Annotated in this window: 30 protein-coding genes; 20 read left to right on the top strand and 10 right to left on the bottom strand. The window is 42.5% G+C overall.

What is annotated here, in order from left to right:
* Positions 1-32: 32 nt before the first annotated feature.
* A complete protein-coding gene (locus ATG71_RS04690; RefSeq protein ID WP_098438631.1) occupies positions 33-1,037 on the bottom strand; it encodes a sensor histidine kinase in 1,005 nt (334 codons plus the stop codon).
* The gene (locus tag ATG71_RS04695) at positions 1,034-1,720 is read right to left on the bottom strand and encodes a response regulator transcription factor (RefSeq protein WP_098441720.1); all 687 of its coding nucleotides are present in this window, start codon (positions 1,718-1,720) and stop codon (positions 1,034-1,036) included. Before ATG71_RS04695 ends, ATG71_RS04690 begins: the two co-directional genes overlap by 4 nt.
* A 176-nt stretch (positions 1,721-1,896) precedes the next feature.
* Between ATG71_RS04695 and ATG71_RS04700 the strand changes: the two genes are divergently transcribed.
* The gene (locus ATG71_RS04700; RefSeq protein WP_098438632.1) at positions 1,897-2,346 is read left to right on the top strand and encodes a putative periplasmic lipoprotein; all 450 of its coding nucleotides are present in this window, start codon (positions 1,897-1,899) and stop codon (positions 2,344-2,346) included.
* A gap of 83 nt (positions 2,347-2,429) precedes the next feature.
* On the opposite strand, the gene ATG71_RS04705 is transcribed toward ATG71_RS04700, so the two are convergent.
* Entirely contained in the window at positions 2,430-2,798 is a 369-nt protein-coding gene (locus ATG71_RS04705) for a VOC family protein (RefSeq protein WP_286162907.1), read from the bottom strand.
* Between the two features lie 51 nt (positions 2,799-2,849).
* Positions 2,850-3,704 carry a helix-turn-helix domain-containing protein gene (locus tag ATG71_RS04710; protein WP_098438633.1) on the bottom strand — a complete coding sequence of 285 codons (855 nt, stop codon included), beginning with the start codon at positions 3,702-3,704 and terminating at the stop codon, positions 2,850-2,852.
* Between the two features lie 840 nt (positions 3,705-4,544).
* On the opposite strand from ATG71_RS04710, the gene ATG71_RS04715 reads away from it, so the two are divergent.
* From ATG71_RS04715 to gvpU, 16 genes are all read left to right on the top strand, one after another.
* Positions 4,545-5,723 (top strand): ParM/StbA family protein, encoded by a 1,179-nt coding sequence (locus ATG71_RS04715; protein WP_098438634.1) that lies wholly within the window; start codon positions 4,545-4,547, stop codon positions 5,721-5,723.
* Between the two features lie 9 nt (positions 5,724-5,732).
* Positions 5,733-6,326 carry an uL1 family ribosomal protein gene (locus ATG71_RS04720; RefSeq protein WP_098438635.1) on the top strand — a complete coding sequence of 198 codons (594 nt, stop codon included), beginning with the start codon at positions 5,733-5,735 and terminating at the stop codon, positions 6,324-6,326.
* A gap of 391 nt (positions 6,327-6,717) precedes the next feature.
* Positions 6,718-6,978, top strand: a complete 261-nt coding sequence (gvpA, locus tag ATG71_RS04725; RefSeq protein WP_060674023.1) for a gas vesicle structural protein GvpA — start codon at positions 6,718-6,720, stop codon at positions 6,976-6,978.
* 50 nt (positions 6,979-7,028) lie between these two features.
* The gene (gene gvpT / locus ATG71_RS04730; RefSeq protein ID WP_098438636.1) at positions 7,029-7,520 is read left to right on the top strand and encodes a GvpT/GvpP family gas vesicle accessory protein; all 492 of its coding nucleotides are present in this window, start codon (positions 7,029-7,031) and stop codon (positions 7,518-7,520) included.
* A gap of 24 nt (positions 7,521-7,544) precedes the next feature.
* Positions 7,545-8,018 (top strand): gas vesicle protein GvpQ, encoded by a 474-nt coding sequence (gene gvpQ / locus ATG71_RS04735; protein ID WP_098438637.1) that lies wholly within the window; start codon positions 7,545-7,547, stop codon positions 8,016-8,018.
* A 21-nt stretch (positions 8,019-8,039) separates the two neighbouring features.
* On the top strand, positions 8,040-8,300 hold the full coding sequence (gvpJ, locus tag ATG71_RS04740; RefSeq protein WP_034764908.1) for a gas vesicle protein GvpJ: 261 nt from the start codon (positions 8,040-8,042) through the stop codon (positions 8,298-8,300).
* 80 nt (positions 8,301-8,380) lie between these two features.
* Positions 8,381-8,647: a gas vesicle protein GvpO gene (gene gvpO, locus ATG71_RS04745; RefSeq protein ID WP_098438638.1), complete on the top strand. Its 267-nt coding sequence runs from the start codon at positions 8,381-8,383 to the stop codon at positions 8,645-8,647.
* Positions 8,648-8,675: 28 nt separating this feature from the next.
* Entirely contained in the window at positions 8,676-9,599 is a 924-nt protein-coding gene (gene gvpN, locus ATG71_RS04750) for a gas vesicle protein GvpN (protein WP_098438639.1), read from the top strand.
* A gap of 11 nt (positions 9,600-9,610) precedes the next feature.
* Entirely contained in the window at positions 9,611-10,378 is a 768-nt protein-coding gene (locus ATG71_RS04755; RefSeq protein WP_483295297.1) for a GvpL/GvpF family gas vesicle protein, read from the top strand.
* Positions 10,378-10,638 carry a gas vesicle protein GvpG gene (locus tag ATG71_RS04760; protein ID WP_061810577.1) on the top strand — a complete coding sequence of 87 codons (261 nt, stop codon included), beginning with the start codon at positions 10,378-10,380 and terminating at the stop codon, positions 10,636-10,638. The genes ATG71_RS04755 and ATG71_RS04760 overlap by 1 nt, the downstream gene beginning before the upstream one ends.
* A 4-nt stretch (positions 10,639-10,642) precedes the next feature.
* Positions 10,643-11,449: a GvpL/GvpF family gas vesicle protein gene (locus tag ATG71_RS04765; protein WP_098438641.1), complete on the top strand. Its 807-nt coding sequence runs from the start codon at positions 10,643-10,645 to the stop codon at positions 11,447-11,449.
* Positions 11,450-11,472: 23 nt separating this feature from the next.
* Positions 11,473-11,748, top strand: a complete 276-nt coding sequence (locus ATG71_RS04770) for a gas vesicle protein (RefSeq protein ID WP_044340208.1) — start codon at positions 11,473-11,475, stop codon at positions 11,746-11,748.
* Positions 11,714-11,998, top strand: coding sequence for a gas vesicle protein K (locus ATG71_RS04775; RefSeq protein ID WP_034764925.1), 285 nt, complete (start codon positions 11,714-11,716; stop codon positions 11,996-11,998). Before ATG71_RS04770 ends, ATG71_RS04775 begins: the two co-directional genes overlap by 35 nt.
* 22 nt (positions 11,999-12,020) lie before the next feature.
* On the top strand, positions 12,021-12,353 hold the full coding sequence (locus ATG71_RS04780; RefSeq protein WP_098438642.1) for a gas vesicle protein: 333 nt from the start codon (positions 12,021-12,023) through the stop codon (positions 12,351-12,353).
* Between the two features lie 15 nt (positions 12,354-12,368).
* Positions 12,369-13,115: a GvpT/GvpP family gas vesicle accessory protein gene (gvpT, locus tag ATG71_RS23280; RefSeq protein ID WP_098438643.1), complete on the top strand. Its 747-nt coding sequence runs from the start codon at positions 12,369-12,371 to the stop codon at positions 13,113-13,115.
* A 19-nt stretch (positions 13,116-13,134) separates the two neighbouring features.
* On the top strand, positions 13,135-13,536 hold the full coding sequence (gene gvpU / locus ATG71_RS04790) for a gas vesicle accessory protein GvpU (RefSeq protein ID WP_098438644.1): 402 nt from the start codon (positions 13,135-13,137) through the stop codon (positions 13,534-13,536).
* A gap of 134 nt (positions 13,537-13,670) precedes the next feature.
* Here gvpU and ATG71_RS04795 read toward each other — a convergent pair whose 3' ends face one another.
* From ATG71_RS04795 to ATG71_RS04810, 4 genes are all read right to left on the bottom strand, one after another.
* Positions 13,671-14,801, bottom strand: a complete 1,131-nt coding sequence (locus ATG71_RS04795; protein WP_098438645.1) for a glycerate kinase — start codon at positions 14,799-14,801, stop codon at positions 13,671-13,673.
* Positions 14,802-15,111: 310 nt separating this feature from the next.
* Positions 15,112-15,369: a GlsB/YeaQ/YmgE family stress response membrane protein gene (locus tag ATG71_RS04800; protein ID WP_098438646.1), complete on the bottom strand. Its 258-nt coding sequence runs from the start codon at positions 15,367-15,369 to the stop codon at positions 15,112-15,114.
* 70 nt (positions 15,370-15,439) lie between these two features.
* The gene (locus ATG71_RS04805; protein WP_286162908.1) at positions 15,440-16,909 is read right to left on the bottom strand and encodes a phospholipase D family protein; all 1,470 of its coding nucleotides are present in this window, start codon (positions 16,907-16,909) and stop codon (positions 15,440-15,442) included.
* A 129-nt stretch (positions 16,910-17,038) separates the two neighbouring features.
* The gene (locus ATG71_RS04810) at positions 17,039-17,725 is read right to left on the bottom strand and encodes an MFS transporter (protein WP_098438647.1); all 687 of its coding nucleotides are present in this window, start codon (positions 17,723-17,725) and stop codon (positions 17,039-17,041) included.
* A 231-nt stretch (positions 17,726-17,956) separates the two neighbouring features.
* On the opposite strand from ATG71_RS04810, the gene ATG71_RS04815 reads away from it, so the two are divergent.
* The 3 genes from ATG71_RS04815 to msrA all read left to right on the top strand — a co-directional run bounded on the left by ATG71_RS04815 (position 17,957) and on the right by msrA (position 20,156).
* Positions 17,957-18,628: a haloacid dehalogenase type II gene (locus ATG71_RS04815; RefSeq protein WP_098438648.1), complete on the top strand. Its 672-nt coding sequence runs from the start codon at positions 17,957-17,959 to the stop codon at positions 18,626-18,628.
* A 219-nt stretch (positions 18,629-18,847) separates the two neighbouring features.
* Positions 18,848-19,177: a CHY zinc finger protein gene (locus ATG71_RS04820; protein WP_098438649.1), complete on the top strand. Its 330-nt coding sequence runs from the start codon at positions 18,848-18,850 to the stop codon at positions 19,175-19,177.
* 40 nt (positions 19,178-19,217) lie between these two features.
* On the top strand, positions 19,218-20,156 hold the full coding sequence (msrA, locus tag ATG71_RS04825) for a peptide-methionine (S)-S-oxide reductase MsrA (RefSeq protein ID WP_098438650.1): 939 nt from the start codon (positions 19,218-19,220) through the stop codon (positions 20,154-20,156).
* Positions 20,157-20,189: 33 nt separating this feature from the next.
* Here the strand turns inward: msrA and ATG71_RS04830 are convergent, their stop codons facing one another.
* Positions 20,190-20,711, bottom strand: coding sequence for a DinB family protein (locus tag ATG71_RS04830; RefSeq protein WP_179886455.1), 522 nt, complete (start codon positions 20,709-20,711; stop codon positions 20,190-20,192).
* A 135-nt stretch (positions 20,712-20,846) separates the two neighbouring features.
* Positions 20,847-20,981, bottom strand: coding sequence for a hypothetical protein (locus tag ATG71_RS23630; RefSeq protein ID WP_261749237.1), 135 nt, complete (start codon positions 20,979-20,981; stop codon positions 20,847-20,849).
* Positions 20,982-21,046 lie beyond the last annotated feature (65 nt).

Here is a 21,046-nt window from a genome sequence, read left to right on the forward strand (position 1 = left end):
CGAACAAAACAGAAAAGCATGTGACATTTTTGTCACACGCCGGTAAGTTGAACGAAATCATTTTTCTCCGGGAAGGTGAGGGTGACCCGGGTCCCTTCCCCCCGTTCGGACTCAATATCTATAGAAATCAGCAGAGGTTCTGATACTCTCCTGGTTAAATATAAGCCCATGCCAGTAGAAGCGTGATCATGGTGGTCTGTTGTCGAAGTGAATCCCTTTTCAAAGACTCTTGGCAGGTCCCTGGAGTCGATCCCCCTGCCGGAATCCTGGATGGTGAGAGTCACTTTTCCATTTCTTTTTTCGCTTAATAGGGCAATATCCATTTGAGAGCTATATTTTACGGCGTTAGTCAAAAGCTGCCTGATCATAAAAGCGAGCCACTTCGCATCGCTCAGCACGGTTGTGACCTCAAGTTGAATATCAAATCCGATCCCCTTCTGAATACACCAGGATTGCAGGGTTTTTATTTCCTGAAAAATGACAGCCTCAAGATCGGTGTCCTCAATGTATAAATCATTCTCCATAAAAGACATTCGCTTCTGGTGCAGCTGCTGATCCAACAAAAGGTGGATGCGCAGCCACTCATACTTCAAATGAGACTTCAAAGGTTCGTCTTCCAAACGCTCAATCATCAAATGCATCGCTGTCAACGGGGTTTTCACTTCATGGATCCAGGACAGGAGGTCGTCCTTTTCCTGTTCGAGCATTATACGATTCTCAGAAGCTGTTTTTCTCAAAAGGTTCGCCTGCTCCGATAGACTATCCGAAACGATTTCCTGGAATGGAGTATCCGGGGCATCCACGCCTGTAATGTTGAGGTTATGATCCCATTCTTTCAGCCGTTTGAAGAATCGGGTTTCCTTCTGATAACGGATGAACACGAAAACAGTGAAAAAGAGCAGCGACAGAAACACCATGTACATGATCGGTTGTAAGGGGATGGCCGTATCGATAGAGGCGATAAAGATCCACAGCAGATGGAGTCCGAGCACGAATGTAATCCAGCTTTTCCGTTCCCATAAGTATGTACGGATCATGGCGAATCCTCTTCGATGGCCAGATACCCTTGCCCGACTTTCGTTTCAATGAAGCGGCCGAGTCCTATCTCTTCAAGGCGCTTCCTTAAGCGATTCACATTGACGGTCAACGTGTTATCGCTGATGAATCGCTTGTCGTCCCAGAGGCTATTCATAAGTGCATCTCTGCTGACGATCTTATTCTTCTGTTCGATTAGAAGCTTTAATATGTACATTTCATTCTTCGTCAATTCGATGGACCCTTTTTCATTGGATACCGTATTCCGTTCAAAATCAACGGTCGCACTGCACCAGGTCTTGATACTCACCTGTTCGGTGTTATAGTTGTACACCCTTCTGAGAGTTGCCTGAACCTTGGCGATGAGGACATCGAAATGAAAGGGCTTCTGGATGAAATCATCTGCCCCAAGCTGCATGGACATGACCATGTCCGTCGGGTGATCTCGCGAGGACAGGAATAGGATTGGCACATTGGAATGTGTGCGTATCATCCGGCACCAGTGGAAGCCATCGAATTTAGGCAATTGAATATCAATGATCACAAGATCCGGTTTCACCTCTGCGAACTCCTGCATGACATGATTGAAATCGTTGATTCCATATACTTCATAGGACCACTGGGAAAGCCGTTCCTTGATTTCATTGAATAGGGTTGTATCATCTTCGATTAGTAATAAATTCAATTCTTTCACCACTCAATCTTGCTGTTTACATAAATTGTATAGGAAATCGCATACGTTTGCCATATGCCTGAAGATAGGAACGATATTATTTAGAAATATTTAGATTATTTTTACAAAAAATGGGTATTTAACTTCTAAAAGCAATTGACCAAATTGCATAAGAAAGGAATTAAATCATGAAGAAACTTCTCGGGTTAGCCTTTATAACAGCCGTTCTGTTAAGTGGATGTGGTGAAGTGCAGATTTCGATTAATAAAAACCAGGAACCACAGACTGAAGAGAAGACCAGTAAAGAGGAAAGCAACAAAGGATTGAGCCTGGTTGATGATGGTAAAGACGATGAAAAACTAACGGATGCTGATAAACAAAAAGCGATTATTAATTTTATCAATGAGGATATTAAAAGGGTTGCTGAATATGAAGTTGTGGCATTTGAATCTCTTGCATCAGTATCAGGGGTGAATTATACCGATGATGAGACCCTTTATAAAGAGCTGACCTCAACAACCATTCCATCATATGAGAAAGCATTGGGAGAAGCGGAATCCATCGAGAGGGAAATCCCTGAACTTGAGGAAATGACATACCAGGTGGAGGGAGAGAGCGGGGACGTTGATGAATTATGAAGCCCGTTCTATAAAGGTATAGAAGGTACGCACATGGACTCATAGAAAGAGGATTCCATTACGCATGGAATCCTCCTCCTTTTTTATACCCTAACTTCACTCACCAACGCATGTGTATTCCCCTCCGTATCCTCAAAAAACACCATCCAAGACTCCATGTCGTCCATCTTCCCCACCACATGAGGTTCAGCCGTAAAATGAACACCATTAGCCTTCATTTTTTCGTAGCTGGATTGGATATCTTCCACATCAAAATAAATGACCGAGGATTGGGTGTACTTTTCATTTTCCGGTAGTGTAAGGAGGAGCCTCACGCCGTTGCAATCAAAAAATGCCATATGGGCAGTCGTGAATAGGAGCGGGCAGCCTAATTGTTCACGATAAAATTCAATGGCGCGGTCTAAATCTTTCACGGGGACCCCGATTTGGTTGATTCCTTGAATCATACTCATTTCATTTCTCTCCTTTCGTTTCCTCTTTTTTATCATAGAGAAAAGAAGGAGTTAATTCTTTTCCAAAATCACTTTTTTTCGGTAGTGAGAGGGTGAGCATCCCGCAAATTGTTTGAACATTTTAGAGAATGACACAGGGTTTTGAAAGCCGAGCTCAAAGGTGATGGCTGTAATGGAAAGGTCAGGATCCTTCAATAATCTCTTTGCTTTTTCAATTCGTAATTCCGAGATGTGACGGTGTGGGGTTTTTCCGTAAAGCTGAGAGTAAGTTCTGATCAGATGGTTTTGTGATAAACATGCAACCTTGGCTATATCATCGAGTGTAAGAGCATGGTGATAGTACGCCCTGATATATTCGTGAGCGATGGTGACTCTTCTGTAAATTTCCTCTCGGGTAGAGTGCTTTACTGCATGAATTGATTCCGTTCTTTTCAAATGGTGAAAATGAGAGGTTAATAGGTTTTCCATCAAGATATAATACTGCTCTTCATACCAGTTATCTTTCGGATATGTATGAAGCCTTTGGGTCAATTGTATCTGCCTGGCGATTGGAGGGGTGATTTCATAGGTCTTTTCGAAAAACTCGATGGGCCGGCTGCGTTTGAACGGATCGGTTATCAATTGATAGGGAGAATCTCCCAACGATCGATAGATATCTTCGGCAAACCCTTTCTTAAAGAAGATGCAAAATGACTCCACCTGCTGATCTTCCTCGATGGTAATGGTGTACGGCCCATCATTGACCAGAAGATACCGTCCTTCCTCTACGCTGAAATAGCCTCTGCTTGTTTTGTAGTATGCCTTTCCGTTCGTGAAGGTCTTAATGGACAGTTGTCCGTCCCCTTCCCAATGAAACTTATCGCTCTTTGCCTGCAGAATATAATTAGAAGAGTTAGGTTGTTTCATACGATATTCTCCCTGATTCATTAATGTTTTTTAATTATACTAAATTATGGAATATCTTTCTTAGGATTTTGACAACTTTTGAAATAGACGTGATTAACTACAAGGATGCACCTGAGTGTTGGATTGTATCTTCTTATAAGGCTCAGGATGCCCTTAGTTACGTCAAATCGACATTACTAAGGGGTAAGGTTGTATTAGAGGTGAAAGGGCTAAATTAAGCAATCTAACGAAAAAGAGACCTGAAAATTCATGGGCAAATAGCATATGTTTCTCGGAAACGAAGGGGACGACACCAAACTGTGTTTAAACCATCGGTAAGACGACCACCCCTAGACCAGCATCCCATCCCTCACTTCTTCCTCCACTTTATTGGCCGATATTTCCTTTTTCAACATATACGTTAGCCCATCAGAACTTCTCTACTTATCCATTTTATGGATAAGTCTTTTATATATCCTCTTTTTTTCCTTCAATGATCGTCCGCTTCAAATGGAATAAAAAGGTAGTTCTCTAGTTTTATAACATAGTAGAAAGAGCATGATTCAAAGTAAGAATATGTAAAAATGATAAAGTTTACAAATTTGTATACATGTAAACAAAAACGTACACAATTGTACACAAAAAAGTATACATGTACACAAATAAGTACACATGTTGCTAATAAGGGATGTATACAATTATTGTATACAACGATACAAAAATGTGTACAAATCAACTCACTCTCCTTTGCTATAATCGATAGAAAAGTAGGATTGACCGGAGACGGGAAATTGTATACTCTGAGAGTAAGAGTTGAAATGTTTAGACAAATTCTTACTCATGAATGAAAGGATGATTTTAATGACGAATTCTCGCATTGCAGCCATTGATGTTGGTAATGATTCTTTAAAAGGTATTTTTGGGAAAATGGACGCTGAGGTAAATGTTCCGAACGTCATCGCAAGGGATGTTGAAGACCGTCCGATCATCGGTATCGAGGAGCTGGATACACAAGACCCACTAGACGGCATACATATCCGTGTCCACTCCCCTGCTCTCAAAGACAATAATGCAATTTACCGTGTCGGTAATCTTGCTACAAAGAGCAATAACTCGACTGAACTGGATCCTGGCAGCAGTAAATCAGAAGAAGATCAAACATTGGTCATGCTGTTTGCTTCTATCGCTCTGGATGCAGCTCGTAATGGATCAGATTTTAAAAAGAATAATAATGTAATAGAAGCAAACTACACGCTCGGAACAGGTCTTCCCCTACGTGAAGTAAAGGAAGGAAAAGATGTTGGATACCGTTCAAGATTACTAGGTTCGGTTCACCAGGTCGAGTTCCTTGTCACTCCACGCTATCAAGGTATCAAAGTAAATATTAAATTTGATGAAGTGAAGGTGTATCCTGAAGGATTTGCTGCTTTTATCAACCTGGTGATGGATAATAATTCAAATATCATCAACAAAGATTTGATTGATAAACGCATCTTGATTCAAGATATTGGTGGATTATCAACAGATATCGCGGTCATCAAAGATCGTAAAGTAGACGATGATAAAGCTCAAGGGTTTAACCTGGGTGTATCAGAATCACTTGAATTGATCCGTGAGGAAATCCGTTCAAGACATGGTATTGAGCTTGACAGCCGCCGTGATGTGGTCGAAATCATCACGAAGAAAAATGACCGCAATCATATTATGGTAAAAGGTAGTCGTACAAGCGTTCACGACATCGTGGACCGCATTATGCTTGAACTGGCTAAGAAGCAATACCGCCATCTTCGTAATATGTGGCAAAAGAATTCCCAAACGGAGATCTGTTACTTCATCGGTGGCGGCTCTAGCGTCCTTAAAGAGTATATCAAGACGCTTAACAATAATCTTGATGGGTACAATATCGACTTCTTTGAAGATGAGAAGGAAAGTATCTGGATGATGGCAAACGCTTACTACAAGCTGATTGCCGACTTCTCAAGAAAAACACAGAAGCAACAAGCCCCGAAAGAAGAACAAAAATTAGCGAAAACCAAATAGGGTGATGGTATGACTGAAAAAGGGATGTCGAGGGGACAGCCGATCACATTTCGGCTCCCTTCAGATACACCTGATCACGTATTAAAACATTTACAAAAGCTCAAAGAAAAAGAAAAACGAAATTTCTCCAGTAAAATTGCAGAGCTTGTCCTGAACGGGGTAAATGATACGATTTCCAAGCAGCGGGAAGCGATTACGATTCCCCTTCCAAAGGGATTGGACAAGTCCCAACGTGACTGGCTGAAGCATGAACACTCAGAAGCCCTGCTGGGGAGCATCGTGTACCAGTTGCTTTCAAACCCGGTTCGAACTGCCTCCCTTCTCGCTTCTCTAAGCAGTAATTCATTGGATATCAATGAAGCGCTTTATCTTCAGGAAGAAACGGCAGCTAGTCATGATACCTCACGGGAATGGTCCCTTGATCAAGTGATGGATGATTCACCTGAAGAAGTAGAGGACGAGCGTTCATACTCTACAGATGAAGAATTGGACAACTTTGACTGGGACAGTGCCATGAAACCCCAGGAAACTGTTAATGAAGATCCTAAAGAAGAATCGATGGACGACCTCTTAGGAGATTTTCTCGCCCAAATGAATAAATAAAGGAAGAACCTGAAGCTAGGCATAGAGCCTGATGCTTCAGGTTCTTTTTTATTTGACTCCACGGACTGTTGGAAAGAGCAATCCTATGATAGTTCATTTCAAAGCATATTTCCCCACTAAATACAACCATCTATTATAGTTGGAAACTGTAATCAATTTGTCTTATTTGAATTATTTTTTCTACTCAAAACCTGACAAGGTATATATCTCTAGGAGAGAAATGTTACAGATCCTTTAAAATAGATTAAAACATGTATAAAAAATGGCAGTTTATTTCAAATGATTCCCATGGACTAGTTTAGGGGAGGTGGAGATCGAGGTAAACACCGATTAAACAGAATAAAACATGGCACGTCAGTCATTGGCTACACCACTAAAGAGGAGAGATTGGATGAGTATTCAAAAAAGTAATGATAGCTCAAGTCTCGCAGAAGTCATTGATAGAATCCTGGATAAAGGAATCGTCATTGATGCATTCGCCAGGGTTTCCTTAGTAGGAATCGAGATTCTTACTATAGAAGCACGGGTGGTAATCGCTAGTGTCGATACGTGGTTACGGTATGCAGAAGCAGTTGGGCTTTTAAGAGACGAGGTCCAGGAAGAGGGTCTCGCCAAGCAGGAGAATGAAAGAGGGACCGCATTCAGCATATAAACAAGTAATTGAAATATAGTTTTACTACTTTAATAGAAAAGAGGATGAATATGTCAGAAGTGAAAAGTAGTCAACAGGTAGATGAAACGAAAAGCAATGATGAAAAGGAAGGACAATCCACTGAAAACAGACAATCCATGAATTACGCAATTATCGGCGGGGTGGTTGGAGCAGGAATCGGGTTACTTTCAAATCCCGGTACAGGAAAAAAAGTAGTGGACAGCCTAGGGAAATCAGATGTGATGAAAGCCGCAAGTAAAGAATTGCGAAGGTCAGCACAGGAATTCCTGACAGAGCAGGCCATCATCACCCTTAGACAATCCGCTACCGGATATATGAGCAGGCTGGAAGGTGGCTTACTGTCACCTAAGAAGAAAAAAGAAGAGGCATCGGAAAATTCTGATGGAAAAGTTGAAAAGAATGAAAATTCTTCGAATCAGTCAGAAGAATTAGAAGAGATCAAAGAAGAAAACAAGAATTTGAATGATCGTTTAGAACGAATTGAAGAAATGCTGAACAGTCTGGTGGATTCCAAGAAATAATCGCATCCCTGGAGGGGGCATTACATGAGTAAGCCTGTAAAAAAAGCAGTTGGGAAGATGGCTAAAAAAGCATACGAGCATGCTCCTGAGCCATTGAAAGAGAAAGTGAAAGACACTATGAAAGAAAAGGCGAAGGAAAAGTTTGTAGAGAGTGTGGAAGACGGGCTTCAATCAAAGGCGAACGAAGCATCAGAGAAGTTAGAGAACGCAAAAGAGAAAAATGCCAACAATGTTCATAACAAAGCAGAAGAAGCAAAGGAAAAAGTACAGGATGTCCTGCTTTCTGTACGAGAAAAGTTAGGAAACGCAAAGGAAGCAGGAGAAGAGTTTCAAAAGAAAATCTCTTCATCGAATGACAAACAAACAAAAATCAAAGGTGTGGGAAATATTAAAGGAGCAAGTGACATCAAGAGTTCCTTTAACATTAAGAGTTCCACCGAAATAAAAAGTTCGGAAAATATTAAATCATCAAAAGGCATTAAGACAATCTGTTCTTAGACACCGGAAGGAGAATAACAATTGGCTATTCAAAAGAGTAATAATAGTTCTAGTTTAGCAGAAGTCATCGACCGAATTCTAGACAAAGGAATCGTCATTGACGCATTTGCAAGAGTATCTGTTGTCGGAATTGAAATATTGACCGTTGAAGCAAGGGTCGTCATCGCCAGCGTCGATACATGGTTGCGTTATGCAGAGGCAGTAGGCCTCTTACGTGATGACGTCGAAGAAAACGGACTTGCTACACAGCAGAACGAAAGAAGCTCCCAGTTCAGCATCTAAAGGGAGTGCCAGCAAAAGAATATGAGTATGAAGGGGGCCTTTATTGGCACCCTCCCCTTCATCTACAGTAGGAGGCAGCTATGGTAATCAAAGAAATCATGAATAGTGTGACGGATTTCTTCAATGAACATGTAGCTCCGGTCCATAAGATCACGTCAGTGGAACTGACAGAGGACGAAGGCTGGAAACTGCAAGTGGAAGTGATTGAAGAAAAAGAATATATGAAGAAATATGCGAAAGACGAAATGCTTGGAACATATGATGTCATCCTCAATAAAGAAAAGGAAGTCACGTCATTTAAACGACGGGATATCCGTTACCGAAGTGCCATTGGACAGGAAATGTAGTGGATGAGCGAGTAGGAGGGAATTGTACGTGACGGTCTTAACAAAACGGATCAAAAAGGATAGCAGGGCATTAATTCAAGACGATGAAACGAAAGAATTGCTTTCGCGCTCATTGCAATACCTTAAAGCTGGATATCCTGTGCATTTCACAGGTCCTTCCGGGGCCGGGAAAACGTCTCTTGCACTAGCACTTGCGAAAAAGAGAAAAAGACCGGTGATGCTCATGCACGGTAATCACGAACTGAATAATAAAGACTTAATCGGTGATTTTACGGGTTATACAAGTAAAAAGGTCGTTGATCAATATGTCCGATCCGTTTATAAAAAGGACGAAAGCGTCACAGAGACATGGAGAGACGGACGTTTACTGGAAGCCGTCAAGAATGGTTATACCCTTGTATACGATGAATTTACACGATCACAGCCAACGACGAATAATATCTTCCTATCCATTTTGGAAGAAGGAATCATACCTTTGTATGGTTCAAAGCTGACAGAGCCTTTTATTAGAGTACATCCGGAATTTGCCATCATATTTACTAGTAATCCTGCAGAGTATGCGGGGGTTTATCAAACACAGGATGCTCTACTGGACCGGTTGATCACCATCAACGTAGATTACAAGGGAGCAGAACAAGAGGCGAAAATCGTATCAGAAAAAGCTAACTTGGTGATGAGTGAAGCTAGAGCGATCACTACCCTCATCTCAACATTACGCAATCATTGTACAAACGAAATGAACGGGCCGAGCTTGCGTGCTTCCTTAATGATTGCAAGACTCGCCATTGAATCAGACATTCCCATAGACGGTAAGGATACAGATTTTCAACGTCTATGTATTGATATAGCAGCACATAGTATAAGTCGATGTATCGACGGAGAAAACCCACAAGAACAAGCAGAAAAATTGATTATAGATGCATGCAAACGTATGAAGGTATCTGAGGAATAAAGGAGAGTTTTATGATGAGTCAGGAAGAAATGGGAATTTATATTTTTTGTGCCATACAAACCAATGAAGACGATCAATTTGGTTCGATTGAAATAGAAGGCGAAGAACGCGAGACGTTCACGATCAGATATAAAGACGCCGCCATGGTAGCGGCAGAAGTACCCATGAAAATTTATCATCCTAAGAAGCAGAATTTACTGATGCACCAGGGAGCTGTATCCCGGGTCATGGAACAAAAGGATACAGTCATCCCGATCAGCTTCGGAAATGTTTTTAAAACAAGGGACGATGTAGAAGCGCTGCTTGAAAATCTCTATCCACAGTTCGAAACTCTTTTCCCGGCCATTAAGGGAAAAATCGAGCTGGGCTTAAAGGTTATCGGTAAAAAGGAATGGCTTGAAGCCATGGTAAAGGATAACCCGCAGGTGGAAAAAATGGCCTCAGCCGTTAAAGGGAAATCAGAATCGGCAGCGTATTATGACCGGATTCAGCTTGGCGGAATGGCTCAGAAGCTATTTGCTTCCCTGCAAAGTGAGATTAAGCAAGAAGTCTATGCACCCCTTGAGGAATCAGCCGTGTCAGCAAAGGCAAATGATCCTTCAAGTGAGAAAATGCTTCTCAATGCTTCTTTCTTAATTGATCGGGATCAGGAAGAATTGTTTGATCAAAAGGTGAACGAAGCGCATGAAAAGTGGAAGGATAAGGTCGAATTTAATTACAGCGGCCCTTGGCCGGCTTACAACTTTGTCAACATACGCTTGAAGGTTGAAGAAGGCTGATGATTCATAAATTGGTGAGCGCACCAATTAATGTAGTCATAAAAGTCGCAGAAAAGATCAAAGAAGAAGCCGACAAAGAATTATACGACCTTCCTACCATTCAACAAAAATTGATTCAGCTTCAAATGATGTATGAATTAGGAGAAATTCCTGAGGAAGCATTCCAGGAAAAAGAAGATGAGCTCTTAACTAGGTATGAAATCGCGAAACAGATGGAAATGGAGCAATGGGAAGAACTAACGAAAAAGAAACAAGGGTGATCAGATGAGCGATTTAATTTATTTATACGGCTTAATCCCGACAAAGGAAGCAAATAAAGAAGCCCTTCCTTCCATGAAAGGATTCGATGGAGAAGGAGAACTGTATACGATTGAAATCGGTGACGTGACAGCAATTGTTTGTGACTTGCCAACTGATGAATACTCAGAAGAGAACATTAAGGAAAAAGTCGATAACGACATGGACTGGCTTCAGGAAAAGGCGTTCCATCATCACGAAACGGTATTGATGGTTTCAAAGTTGTATACCATCATCCCCTTGAAGTTCTGTACATTATACAAAAACGAGGATAGCCTCAAGTCCACGATAGAAGGCAATCGAAATAAGCTGGAAACGACCTTTGAACAGTTGGATGGCAACGAAGAGTGGAACGTCAAGATCTACTGTGACGATAAGCTGCTGAAGGAGCAAGTAAGTGAAAGCAACCCATCCATCGAAGCCAAAAGGAAAGAAATCAGCGAATTACCAAAGGGCAGGCAGTTCTTTGAAAAGAAAAAAATCGATCAGCTGATTGATCGGGAACTTGAAAATGAGAAGAACCGACTTTGTGAAGAAGTTCATGAAAAGCTGAAAGAACATGCCCTCCAAGGGAATGTCAAAAAAAATTGGAGTAAGGATGTCACCGGCCGAAAGGAACATATGGCTTGGAATAGTGTATTCCTCCTTCCTTTATCCAAGGTGGATGAATTTGTAGAGGAAATTAAGCAATATGAAGAAGAACTGGGACACGCTGGTTGGAAAATTGAAGCATCGGGCCCTTGGCCACCCTATCATTTTTCTAGTTTTTCTTAATCACAAAATAAGGAATGAGAAATATGACAGTCAGAGAATCGATCGAGAACAAAGATATAGCCCTAATTGATATTTTAGATGTCATTCTCGATAAAGGTGTGGCGATCAAGGGAGATTTGATTATATCCATTGCCGGGGTCGACCTCGTTTATCTGGATTTACGAGTGCTGATCTCCTCAGTAGAAACGTTGGTTCAACATAAACAAGGAACGCGAAAAACAGTAACATCCGATCAATTCGATAAAGAAAGGGAGGGATTGATTCATGCAACAGGCCAGCGGGACAAATGGGCGAATTAATTTCGACCCGGAAAAAGCAGAACAAGGATTGGCACAGCTTGTGTTGACTGTTGTAGAACTATTAAGGCAAATCGTCGAGAGACATGCGATGCGCCGTGTAGAAGGCGGCACGTTAACAGATGAACAAGTGGAGAATCTAGGCATAGCGCTAATGAACTTAGAAGAAAAAATGGAAGAATTGAAAGAGGTATTTGGTCTTGATGCAGAAGACTTGAATATAGATCTTGGTCCTTTAGGGAGTTTAATGTAATGCCGATTAGGGAGGTTACATGATGGGTATGGAGCATCCGGTACAATCCAACACAATCGTGGATGTATTAGAAAAGATTTTAGATAAAGGAGTTGTCGTGGCAGGAGATATCACGGTGGGAATCGCCGATGTCGAGCTGCTTACGATCAAGATCCGCTTAATCGTTGCTTCTGTGGATAAAGCAAAAGAAATAGGCATGGACTGGTGGGAAAATGATCCCTATTTAAGTTCCAAAGCCGCAGATAACAACACGAGAGCACTGGAAGAGGAAAATAAGAAATTGCAGGAACGACTGGAATCACTTGAAAAGAAACTGGATACGAACCGTCTTAATACGGCGGAAAAAACTAACTAATTGGAGGTTTTACCGATGGCAGAAAAAAATAATACACAAAACACAACAATTGAGAATCAAGGACAGGAAAAGAATTCAACGAATGAGAACAAGACAAGAAGAAGTGGCCCGATCAAGAGAACTGTAGCTGGAAGTCTGTTGGGAGCGACTGTAGGATATCTGGCAACACCTGAAAATGGGAAAAAACTATTAGATCGTATTGACCAAGAGAAATTAAAAAGTAAGAGCTTGGATTTCGGGAAAGCAGCAAAAGAAAAATCCAGAAAAGCCGCTGTGTCACTAAAATCATCAACAGCCAACCTGTTTAAGCGTGATAAAAAGGAAGAAGCATCTGAAGACACGGAAACGTCCGTAAATTCAACAGAAACGAACAGCCAAGAGGAAGAGTCGAACCAGGACTATGACTCCCTTAAACAGGAAAATGAAGAATTACAGAACCGTCTGCAGGAATTAGAAGAGAAAATGAATCAAATTGCCGCAGCACGTGAAGATGAAAGCGATGAAGAGGAAGACGATGAAGAAGACGAAGATACTGATGAAGATGAAAAAGCAGAAAACGAAGAAGATGAAAATGAAAGCGAAGATGAGGAAGAAGCTTCTGGCAAGAAGAAATCAAATGCTAAATCAGGTTCAAAGGGAAAGAAGCGTTCTACTCGCAAATCTTCAGCTAAAAGTAAAAAATCTGCAAAAAAAGATGAAGATAAAGACAAAGATCAAGAGGAAGATACAACACTATCTACCGAAGACGATACAGTAGCATAACGATAAAGGAGATGTGAAAATGAGTGTAGAATCAGGTACAGGAAAGGACAGCATCTTAGAATTTTTTGTACAGGCATCAAACAAACATGACTTTTCATTAGACATCACGTTAAACGTCAAGGGAGCCGTCATAACGGGTACCCTCGTCTCCGCAAAGGAATACTTCGATTCATTGAGTGAAACCTTTGAGGATGGCAGTGACGTGGCTCAGAAGCTGAGTGAGGAGCTAGCGAGAGCCGGAGAATCTGTAGAAGAAGACCAAAGTGCTGAAGCCCACTTTATTCATCTGAAGAATACAAAGGTGTATTGCGGCGACAGCAAACCGACCCCTTCAAAAGGGAAGATCATGTGGCGAGGGAAAATAAGCGAGGTCGATGGGTTCTTCTTAGGAAAGATTGCAGAATCGAAAAGTAGTAAATAATACAAAAAAGCAGCCGGTCCCGGTTGCTTTTTTGTATGTAAGTACCTCGGGAAGGATTTATTTCCCGGGGAGGAAGTGACGTCTTTCGACGAATATCTTCTCCTGTGATGGATGGAATAGCTGATGGGACTTCTCTAGCTCTTTGAAACGTTTAGAATCCGTGCGAGGTTCCTTGTTTCATGGTAAAGAAGTTCTTCGACCCGACGGATGCTCTCGTGCAGATCCATGGGTCCAATTGCGATGGAATGACAACTTGTAAAGTCTTCGTATAAATGTTGATACCCTTCTCCTAAGCTCCCTGCAATAAGAGATACGGGAGTGTGATGCAGTTTTGCGCTGGTTGCAATATAGGAAGGGAGTTTACCAAACAATGTCTGATTATCACTCTGTCCTTCACCAGTTAGAATCCAATCAGCATCCTGAATGGCAAGGGAAAGATTAGAAGCTTCTGCAACCAACTTTGCGCCGGATTCTATTTTTCCATTTAAATGCAAAAAGGCAAATCCGAGTCCTCCTGCTGCTCCGGCTCCTATCGAGTCCCGAAAATTCGTTCCTCTTTCTTCATGAAGCAATTGGCTAAAGTGAAAAAGCTGTTGATCAAGTATTTTCACCTGCTCTTTCGTGGCGCCTTTTTGGGGGCCGAATACAGTTGAGGCGCCTGTTTCCCCGCATAGAGGGTTTTCAACGTCTGATGCAATGTGAAAGGCACACTCTTTCACTGCGGGGTGAAGGTTACTCCAATCGACTTTGGAGATTGATCCAAGATTATTCCCAAACGCCCCGACAGGAATGCCCTCTTCATCTAAGAAGGTAACTCCGAGTGATTGGAGCATACCGAACCCTCCATCATTAGTAGAACTCCCTCCAAGGGCGATAATGAAGTCTCGAAAGCCCCTTTCAACAGCTGATATAATGACTTCCCCGATGCCCCTTGACGTCGTGTGGAAGGGATTTCGTTTTCCCGTTGGGACCATGTGTAAACCTGCAATGGATGCTATTTCAATGACAGCCGTCTTTTGATCTCCTAATACTCCGTACTCAGTAGGGATTTTCACACCTAAGGGTCCAGTTGCAATTGTTTTTACTTTTTTTCCTTCCGTAGCGTAAATTAAGGTTTCAAGTGTCCCTTCACCACCATCTGCCATGGGGATGACGTTCGTTTGAAAACTTGAAGATACATCCAGAAACGCTTTTTCCATAATGGTCCCAACCTCGATTGAGCTTAAACATCCTTTAAATGAATCGGGTGCAATCACAATTTTCATAGAGGCTCCTTATTTTACATTATTTTAGAGTGTACGATCTAATTAACCGTATTCCCTTCATTCTAGCATATGTTTTCTTTCCCACTATTCGGGTAAAGAATACTATACAAAGGAGGTTACCTTCATGAAACGTTTAATTGGAAGACTGATCAAATGGGGACCTGTCATTTACCCGATTTATAAGAAGTATCGGAATAAAAGAAGACATAAGAAATCGATGACGTATTAAGAGGGCAGCCTGCATGGGCTGTTTTTTTGTGTCTTCTAGCACAAATTAAAAACCCCTGGGATCCCAGGGGTTTCAGTATTCTTAATGAGATGTTTTTCTCATTCCTCTTAGAAGTAAGCTTAATAGGAATACGAAGATGATCGCTCCCAATAATGCCGGGATGATAGCGATTCCTGCAAGGGACGGTCCGAAACTTCCAAGAAGTTCCCCGCCGATCCAGGCACCGATGATACCTGCAATGATGTTTCCGATGATTCCACCAGGAACGTTTTTACCTAAAATGAGGCCAGCTAACCAACCGATGATTCCACCAACAATTAAGTACAAAATAATACCCATTTTTTCTTACCTCCATGTAATGTTTTTGTGTTGTTATAAGGTAATTTCCCCATTTTCCAAAAGTCAAAACCTAATATGTTGTCACTTGAAAAATTTTCTGCAGGATATACATGACATACTTAACAGCAGGCAACTTATCCTGATATTTTTCATAGTCAACGGTGTATGTTCCGTTTTTGTTATTCCAAATACGGTTGAAATAGTCGTCGACTTCGGTCATGGTTTTGCTGTCTGAAGAGGCCGTCAGTTTCAGGTTTTCTTCCAGGTTATAATCATCCAGGTTTCGGGATGTATAATTGCCCGATCCCCCGATCACGGTACTTTGCTTTTTCCCTTTTACATAAATGAATTTCGTATGATACTGCTCTTTATTCGTGTTATACCATCTGATGGTGATATGTTCGTTCTCCAGCTTATGAAGCTCGGCCGCAATGGGCAGGTTAGGAAGTCCGATTTTTTCCTGTCCAAAGGCGTTCTGGTTCGGGTCAAGGACTAATCGTATGTCCACTTCACGTTCTGCCGCGTCTTCAATCGCGTCGATGATGTCCCGGTCCGCCAGGTAGAACATCCCAATCCAGACCTCATCTCCTTTTTTCGCATCATCCAGTGCCTTTACCACGCCTTTTTGAATTTCCCTTTCCGTCAGGATCTGTGCGTTCACGGATGTTTCACCGGGAGGCAAGGCTTTGACCGAGTCATTTACCTTCTCTTCTGTAGGGAAAGCATCAAGATTCCCACCTGAAAAATCCGCTACGGCTTTTTCGGCTTTGACCATATCTTTGATGATGTCCCCTTTAACCTTAAAAGCGATATTCGAGTGAAAGCCGCTGGCATCATGGGGGTTGGCGGATAGGATGAGACCCGAATCCTCCGATATGACGACTTTTCGGTGATTGGCTTTTACGTTCAATAGTTTCAAATACGATCTCATCGTGACCTTCGGGGCAGAAGGGGCCATCGGGTTAGGCAGCCAGCCGTAGCCATCCTGACCGAACCATCCTAATGCGGTCCTCCATACACCGGAATAGATGAGGTTTGGATCTCGGAGACGGTTCAAATCGGTAAAGATCACTTCAGCTCCCAGCTTTTCCAACGGTTCAATTTGTTTCGCTTGATGTGAACCGTAAGTCGTGTTGACGACGTCACTGATAAAGACCACTTTCAGGTCGGGCTTTTTTTTCATCTGTTCTTGAATCTTTCTGGATAATGTTTCACTGATCTTGGGATAATCACGGTCCCCCTTTGTATAGCCATTTACTAAGAATAAGTCCAAAATAAGAAAATCATCTGCTTCTTCAATGGTTTGATATACATTATCAAAGATCGATTGATCATATCGTTCTTTCCCATCCTTCTGATAGGTGAGGTCGTATAAGAATTCTACGTCATCCTCCGGTATGGTATAAGTGTCGCTTGCGTAAGAGATTCCAGGTGGTAAAGGCTTGATGCGGTTGTAAATCATCACCACTGTCAGGATCAGGATGATGGCTCCCCAAACCCACCATTTTTTCTTCTTATACCACTTGTTCTTTTTCTTCAAATGAATTCCCCTGTTCTACTGTTTTTTCTTACTATACCCTTAATGGCATGAGGGGAATCCACATTGATGGAGACCCGGTGGAAAAGTCCAAAAAAAATCCAGGCAGAAATATCTGCCTGGACCCCGTTCCTACGATTGATGAACATGTCTGCGATATAAAAGCAAGAGTAAGAGAGACCCCGTCATGAGTCCGATCAGAACCAGGAAAGTGTTCTGAAAGGAGCTTATCGGGAAATCTGCTCCTCCCATTTCCACGATGATTCCGCCAAGGACAGAACCGGATGCGCTCCCGACATAGTGGATCAGCTGCTTCATCCCGATACCCGAGGCAGTCAATTCCCTGCTCATGACACGGGACACTTCGTTTGTCGAGCTTGAAGAAAGACTGGAAAATCCGAAGCTTGTAAACATATAGGCTAACATGATCATATACTCACTGTGGGGTGATAATAGATAAAAAAGGACAGTCGAAACGATGAGAAGAATATGAGCGAGAAACATCACCCTGATATTCCCATATCGGTCAATCAGTCTTCCTACAAATATGGCTGCGACTGCAGACAGCATAGCTCCAGGGAAAATGATGAATCCGACAGCCGTCGGGTTTTTGCCGAATACATGCTGAAGCATGAGGGGCATGACGATCAAAATGGCGAAATGGGTGACAAACCCAAGGAAACTCATATATAGAATTTGCCTGTAGCCTTTATCCCGAATCAAGCTGGGCTGAATAAAGGGAATCTCAATCTTATGAATCCGAATCCATAATCCACCGAAGAACACGACTGCACCCGCGAAATAGTACCAATGGAACATAGATATAAAAAGGAGGGAAAAAGAATCGTCTTTGTATGTGAAGGAGATGCTTGAGCATGTTGTTCACCAGTCATTTTTGACCACCTCCATGATAGATATTGATGCTCGAAGTAATATACCATAAACCAAGATGTACTGAAAATGAATGTGCCTTCGTTCGGGTGGGCTTGTGCAAGTTTAAGATTTTGGAAATGGTCTATTATATAAAGAGAATCTGTTAGGGGGATAAGTATGTCAAATCTTACGATAAAAGCGTTTGTGTTCGATGCATATGGGACCTTATTCGATGTCCATTCCGTTATTGAAAAATGTAATGAACTCTTTCCGGATAAAGGGGAGGAAATCAGTCAGGTGTGGCGTCAGAAACAATTGGAATATAGCTTTCTCCGTCAGCTGATGGGAACATATACGACATTTTACTCTATCACGAGGGATGCCCTGCATTACGCTTGTGTACAGGTAGGGGTGGATCTCACTGATGACAAAGAGAAGGAGTTATTGGATGCTTATCAGGAATTGACTCATTATGAGGAAGTTGGGGGTGTACTCGGGGAACTGAAATCTTATCAAACCGCCATCTTTTCAAATGGCTCCCTTGATATGCTCTCACCACTGGTGGAGCAGTCATCATTCGGGCACCTGCTGGATGAGGTATTGACTGTGGATGAAGTCAAACAGTTCAAGCCTACCCCGATGGCTTATCAGCTTGTCCTTAAGAAGCTTGGCGTCAAAAGGGAAGAGGTTTTGTTTATGTCTTCAAATCCGTGGGATATTGCTGGAGCCGCCAACTTTGGGTTCCATACGGCATGGATCAACCGCGGGGATAAGGTGATGGATGAACTGGGTGTAAAACCCGATTTTGTCTATCGTGACCTGAATGGAATACTTGAGCATAAGAGCTAGGATCAAGAGGCTGATCTTCTTACGTCGTGAGAGACGTTAGAAGATCAGCTTTTCCTTTTCTCGTCGGTTCCGGGGGACTTCAAAAATCTTCCCACTCCCTTTCCGTTAAAATTCATTGTATAGTACAGGTAGATCATTAGACTTGTTTCCTATCTTTTTTGAAAGGAATACGAAACCTGAATATAGAAGACTACTACATACTGATTGGGGAGGAAGATCATGACTGAAAAGCTGATTCCGGTATCCGGCGTAGAAGTGGACTCTAAAACTAAATGTAAGCATTATCGAACACCAAAGGATATCATCGCCATTAAATTCAAATGCTGTAACACCTATTATCCTTGCCACTCATGTCACGAAGAAGTGGCGGAGCATGATCCCATTCTCTGGTCGCCGGAAGAGTGGAATACGAAAGCGATTCTGTGCGGAGAATGCCATAACGAGTTAACGATTTTACAATATATGAATTGTCAATCGGTTTGCCCCCATTGTCAGTCCGCTTTTAATCCCGGGTGCCAGACCCATTACCACCTGTACTTTGAAGGGTGAATGACCGCAATGTTTCACGTGAAACGAAGGAGATGTTGAAATGGAAAAGGCGACGTTTGCAGGAGGCTGTTTCTGGTGTATGGTGGAACCCTTTGAGAATCAGGAAGGAATCGAAGAGGTCATCTCCGGTTATACAGGTGGGAACACGCCTGATCCAACCTATAAAGAAGTGACGTCAGGGGAAACCGGTCATTATGAAGCAGTGCAGATACTATTTGATCCTGCCTTGTTTTCGTATGAGAAACTCCTGGATTTTTACTGGAGACAAATCGATCCCACCGATTCTGAAGGACAATTCAAAGATCGGGGAAGCTCATATCGGACAGCGATCTTTTATCACAATGAGAATCAAAAAAATCTTGCCGTGAACTCTAAAAAAGAATTTGAGAAGAGTGGACGGTTTGCAGACCCTATTGTGACAGAAATCCTCCCCGCCAGGGAGTTTTATCCTGCGGAAGACTATCATCAGGATTTCTACAAGAAAAACGCTTTCCGTTATGCGCTATACAAACGCAGCAGAGAGGATTTCCGGAAGAAATATTGGCCTAAGGATCGATCCTATTTAAAAGGGCAGCTAACAGAGATGCAATATTTCATCACTCAGGAAAATGGGACGGAACCACCATATGAAAATGAATTCTGGGATAACACGAGAGAAGGAATATACGTGGATATTGTGTCAGGGGAACCCCTTTTCACGTCAAAAGACCAATATGACAGTGGCTGCGGATGGCCCAGCTTTACAAAGCCGGTCATGGACGCAAGCGTCAGCGAACGATACGATCTCTCCCATCGCTCAACCCGGGTGGAGGTCAGGAGCAGGGAAGCGGACTCCCATCTTGGCCATGTCTTTCCGGATGGCCCGGGTCCCAAAGGACTTCGATACTGTATCAACTCTGCAGCTTTGCGGTTTATTCCTAAAGAAAAGCTTGAAGAGGAAGGATACGGTGATTTTTTGTTATTGTTTCATAGTAAATAAGAACATGCCGGCAGCGTATGCCGACATGTCTTTTTATCTTTCTACCTTCTCTTCGACCTTTTCCCAAAGATTTTCTATGCCTTGTACCCGCTTGATGGCTGTGATGGTCCCTTGATGCAGGCCCTCATGCCAATTCGTAAAGGAGAGGACTTCCGCTAACGTGGTAAACGTAGTGTTTTCACCCAGGACAAACGGTTTCTCTCCCAATTCATCCAAGCGTCCCGAGAATGCTTCTTTCATCCGTCGGGGCTGGTCCTCCAACTTTTCCCGAAGCTCACTAAGTGCAGGGGGAGTGAGACCGTTCCAGGTATGGGGACTGGTATGAAAGCCGAACAGCTTCCCGTATTCAGACGGAAGGGATTTACGATCGTTTTCTCCGACAAAAGAGAATAACAGGTTTTCCTGGGATAACAGGATATGCCCCAGATTCCACCGGATCGAATTTTTAAACCCTTTAGGAACTTCATCCGCCTGTTGTTCGGTTGTGGCATCCAGTGCAGCGAGTGTGCGCATCCGGATGAACTCCAATTGTTGAAACAGCATATGTTCTTTCATTTTTGTATTCCTTCCAATCGTGTTCTCCATTTATACATTCGGGATTGGGTGGGGGATTCCTCCTACAAAAAAGCACAGCCGGAAGCAGACGGTGTACGACTTCTTCCGGTTGTGCTGTATCTATGACGGATGTTGTTACTGTTGCGGCCGGTTTTTCTTGGCGTTTTCCTGCCCGGTTGTGAATTCGACTAATTCGGAACTTGTGCGATTTCCTCTTTTTGCATTCGTGTTGCTTTGAGCATTGCGGTTTCCTTTTTTCGTGCGTCCCATTCAGAATCCCTCCCTAAATAGTCAAGCATTTATAGTTTAAGGAATTACGCAGGAAATATTCTTCT

This window comes from Bacillus sp. es.034, from assembly GCF_002563655.1.
Taxonomy (GTDB): Bacteria; Bacillota; Bacilli; order Bacillales; family Bacillaceae_B; genus Rossellomorea.

Coding starts and splice junctions, on each gene's coding strand:
- ATG71_RS04690 (WP_098438631.1), bottom strand. CDS start 1,037: ATGATCCGTACATACTTATGGGAACGGAAAAGCTGGATTACATTCGTG.
- ATG71_RS04700 (WP_098438632.1), top strand. CDS start 1,897: ATGAAGAAACTTCTCGGGTTAGCCTTTATAACAGCCGTTCTGTTAAGT.
- ATG71_RS04705 (WP_286162907.1), bottom strand. CDS start 2,798: ATGAGTATGATTCAAGGAATCAACCAAATCGGGGTCCCCGTGAAAGAT.
- ATG71_RS04710 (WP_098438633.1), bottom strand. CDS start 3,704: ATGAAACAACCTAACTCTTCTAATTATATTCTGCAGGCAAAGAGCGAT.
- ATG71_RS04715 (WP_098438634.1), top strand. CDS start 4,545: ATGACGAATTCTCGCATTGCAGCCATTGATGTTGGTAATGATTCTTTA.
- ATG71_RS04720 (WP_098438635.1), top strand. CDS start 5,733: ATGACTGAAAAAGGGATGTCGAGGGGACAGCCGATCACATTTCGGCTC.
- gvpA (WP_060674023.1), top strand. CDS start 6,718: ATGAGTATTCAAAAAAGTAATGATAGCTCAAGTCTCGCAGAAGTCATT.
- gvpT (WP_098438636.1), top strand. CDS start 7,029: ATGTCAGAAGTGAAAAGTAGTCAACAGGTAGATGAAACGAAAAGCAAT.
- gvpQ (WP_098438637.1), top strand. CDS start 7,545: ATGAGTAAGCCTGTAAAAAAAGCAGTTGGGAAGATGGCTAAAAAAGCA.
- gvpO (WP_098438638.1), top strand. CDS start 8,381: ATGGTAATCAAAGAAATCATGAATAGTGTGACGGATTTCTTCAATGAA.
- ATG71_RS04755 (WP_483295297.1), top strand. CDS start 9,611: ATGATGAGTCAGGAAGAAATGGGAATTTATATTTTTTGTGCCATACAA.
- ATG71_RS04760 (WP_061810577.1), top strand. CDS start 10,378: ATGATTCATAAATTGGTGAGCGCACCAATTAATGTAGTCATAAAAGTC.
- ATG71_RS04765 (WP_098438641.1), top strand. CDS start 10,643: ATGAGCGATTTAATTTATTTATACGGCTTAATCCCGACAAAGGAAGCA.
- ATG71_RS04770 (WP_044340208.1), top strand. CDS start 11,473: ATGACAGTCAGAGAATCGATCGAGAACAAAGATATAGCCCTAATTGAT.
- ATG71_RS04775 (WP_034764925.1), top strand. CDS start 11,714: ATGCAACAGGCCAGCGGGACAAATGGGCGAATTAATTTCGACCCGGAA.
- ATG71_RS04780 (WP_098438642.1), top strand. CDS start 12,021: ATGGGTATGGAGCATCCGGTACAATCCAACACAATCGTGGATGTATTA.
- gvpT (WP_098438643.1), top strand. CDS start 12,369: ATGGCAGAAAAAAATAATACACAAAACACAACAATTGAGAATCAAGGA.
- gvpU (WP_098438644.1), top strand. CDS start 13,135: ATGAGTGTAGAATCAGGTACAGGAAAGGACAGCATCTTAGAATTTTTT.
- ATG71_RS04795 (WP_098438645.1), bottom strand. CDS start 14,801: ATGAAAATTGTGATTGCACCCGATTCATTTAAAGGATGTTTAAGCTCA.
- ATG71_RS04800 (WP_098438646.1), bottom strand. CDS start 15,369: ATGGGTATTATTTTGTACTTAATTGTTGGTGGAATCATCGGTTGGTTA.
- ATG71_RS04810 (WP_098438647.1), bottom strand. CDS start 17,725: ATGTTCCATTGGTACTATTTCGCGGGTGCAGTCGTGTTCTTCGGTGGA.
- ATG71_RS04815 (WP_098438648.1), top strand. CDS start 17,957: ATGTCAAATCTTACGATAAAAGCGTTTGTGTTCGATGCATATGGGACC.
- ATG71_RS04820 (WP_098438649.1), top strand. CDS start 18,848: ATGACTGAAAAGCTGATTCCGGTATCCGGCGTAGAAGTGGACTCTAAA.
- msrA (WP_098438650.1), top strand. CDS start 19,218: ATGGAAAAGGCGACGTTTGCAGGAGGCTGTTTCTGGTGTATGGTGGAA.
- ATG71_RS04830 (WP_179886455.1), bottom strand. CDS start 20,711: ATGAAAGAACATATGCTGTTTCAACAATTGGAGTTCATCCGGATGCGC.
- ATG71_RS23630 (WP_261749237.1), bottom strand. CDS start 20,981: ATGGGACGCACGAAAAAAGGAAACCGCAATGCTCAAAGCAACACGAAT.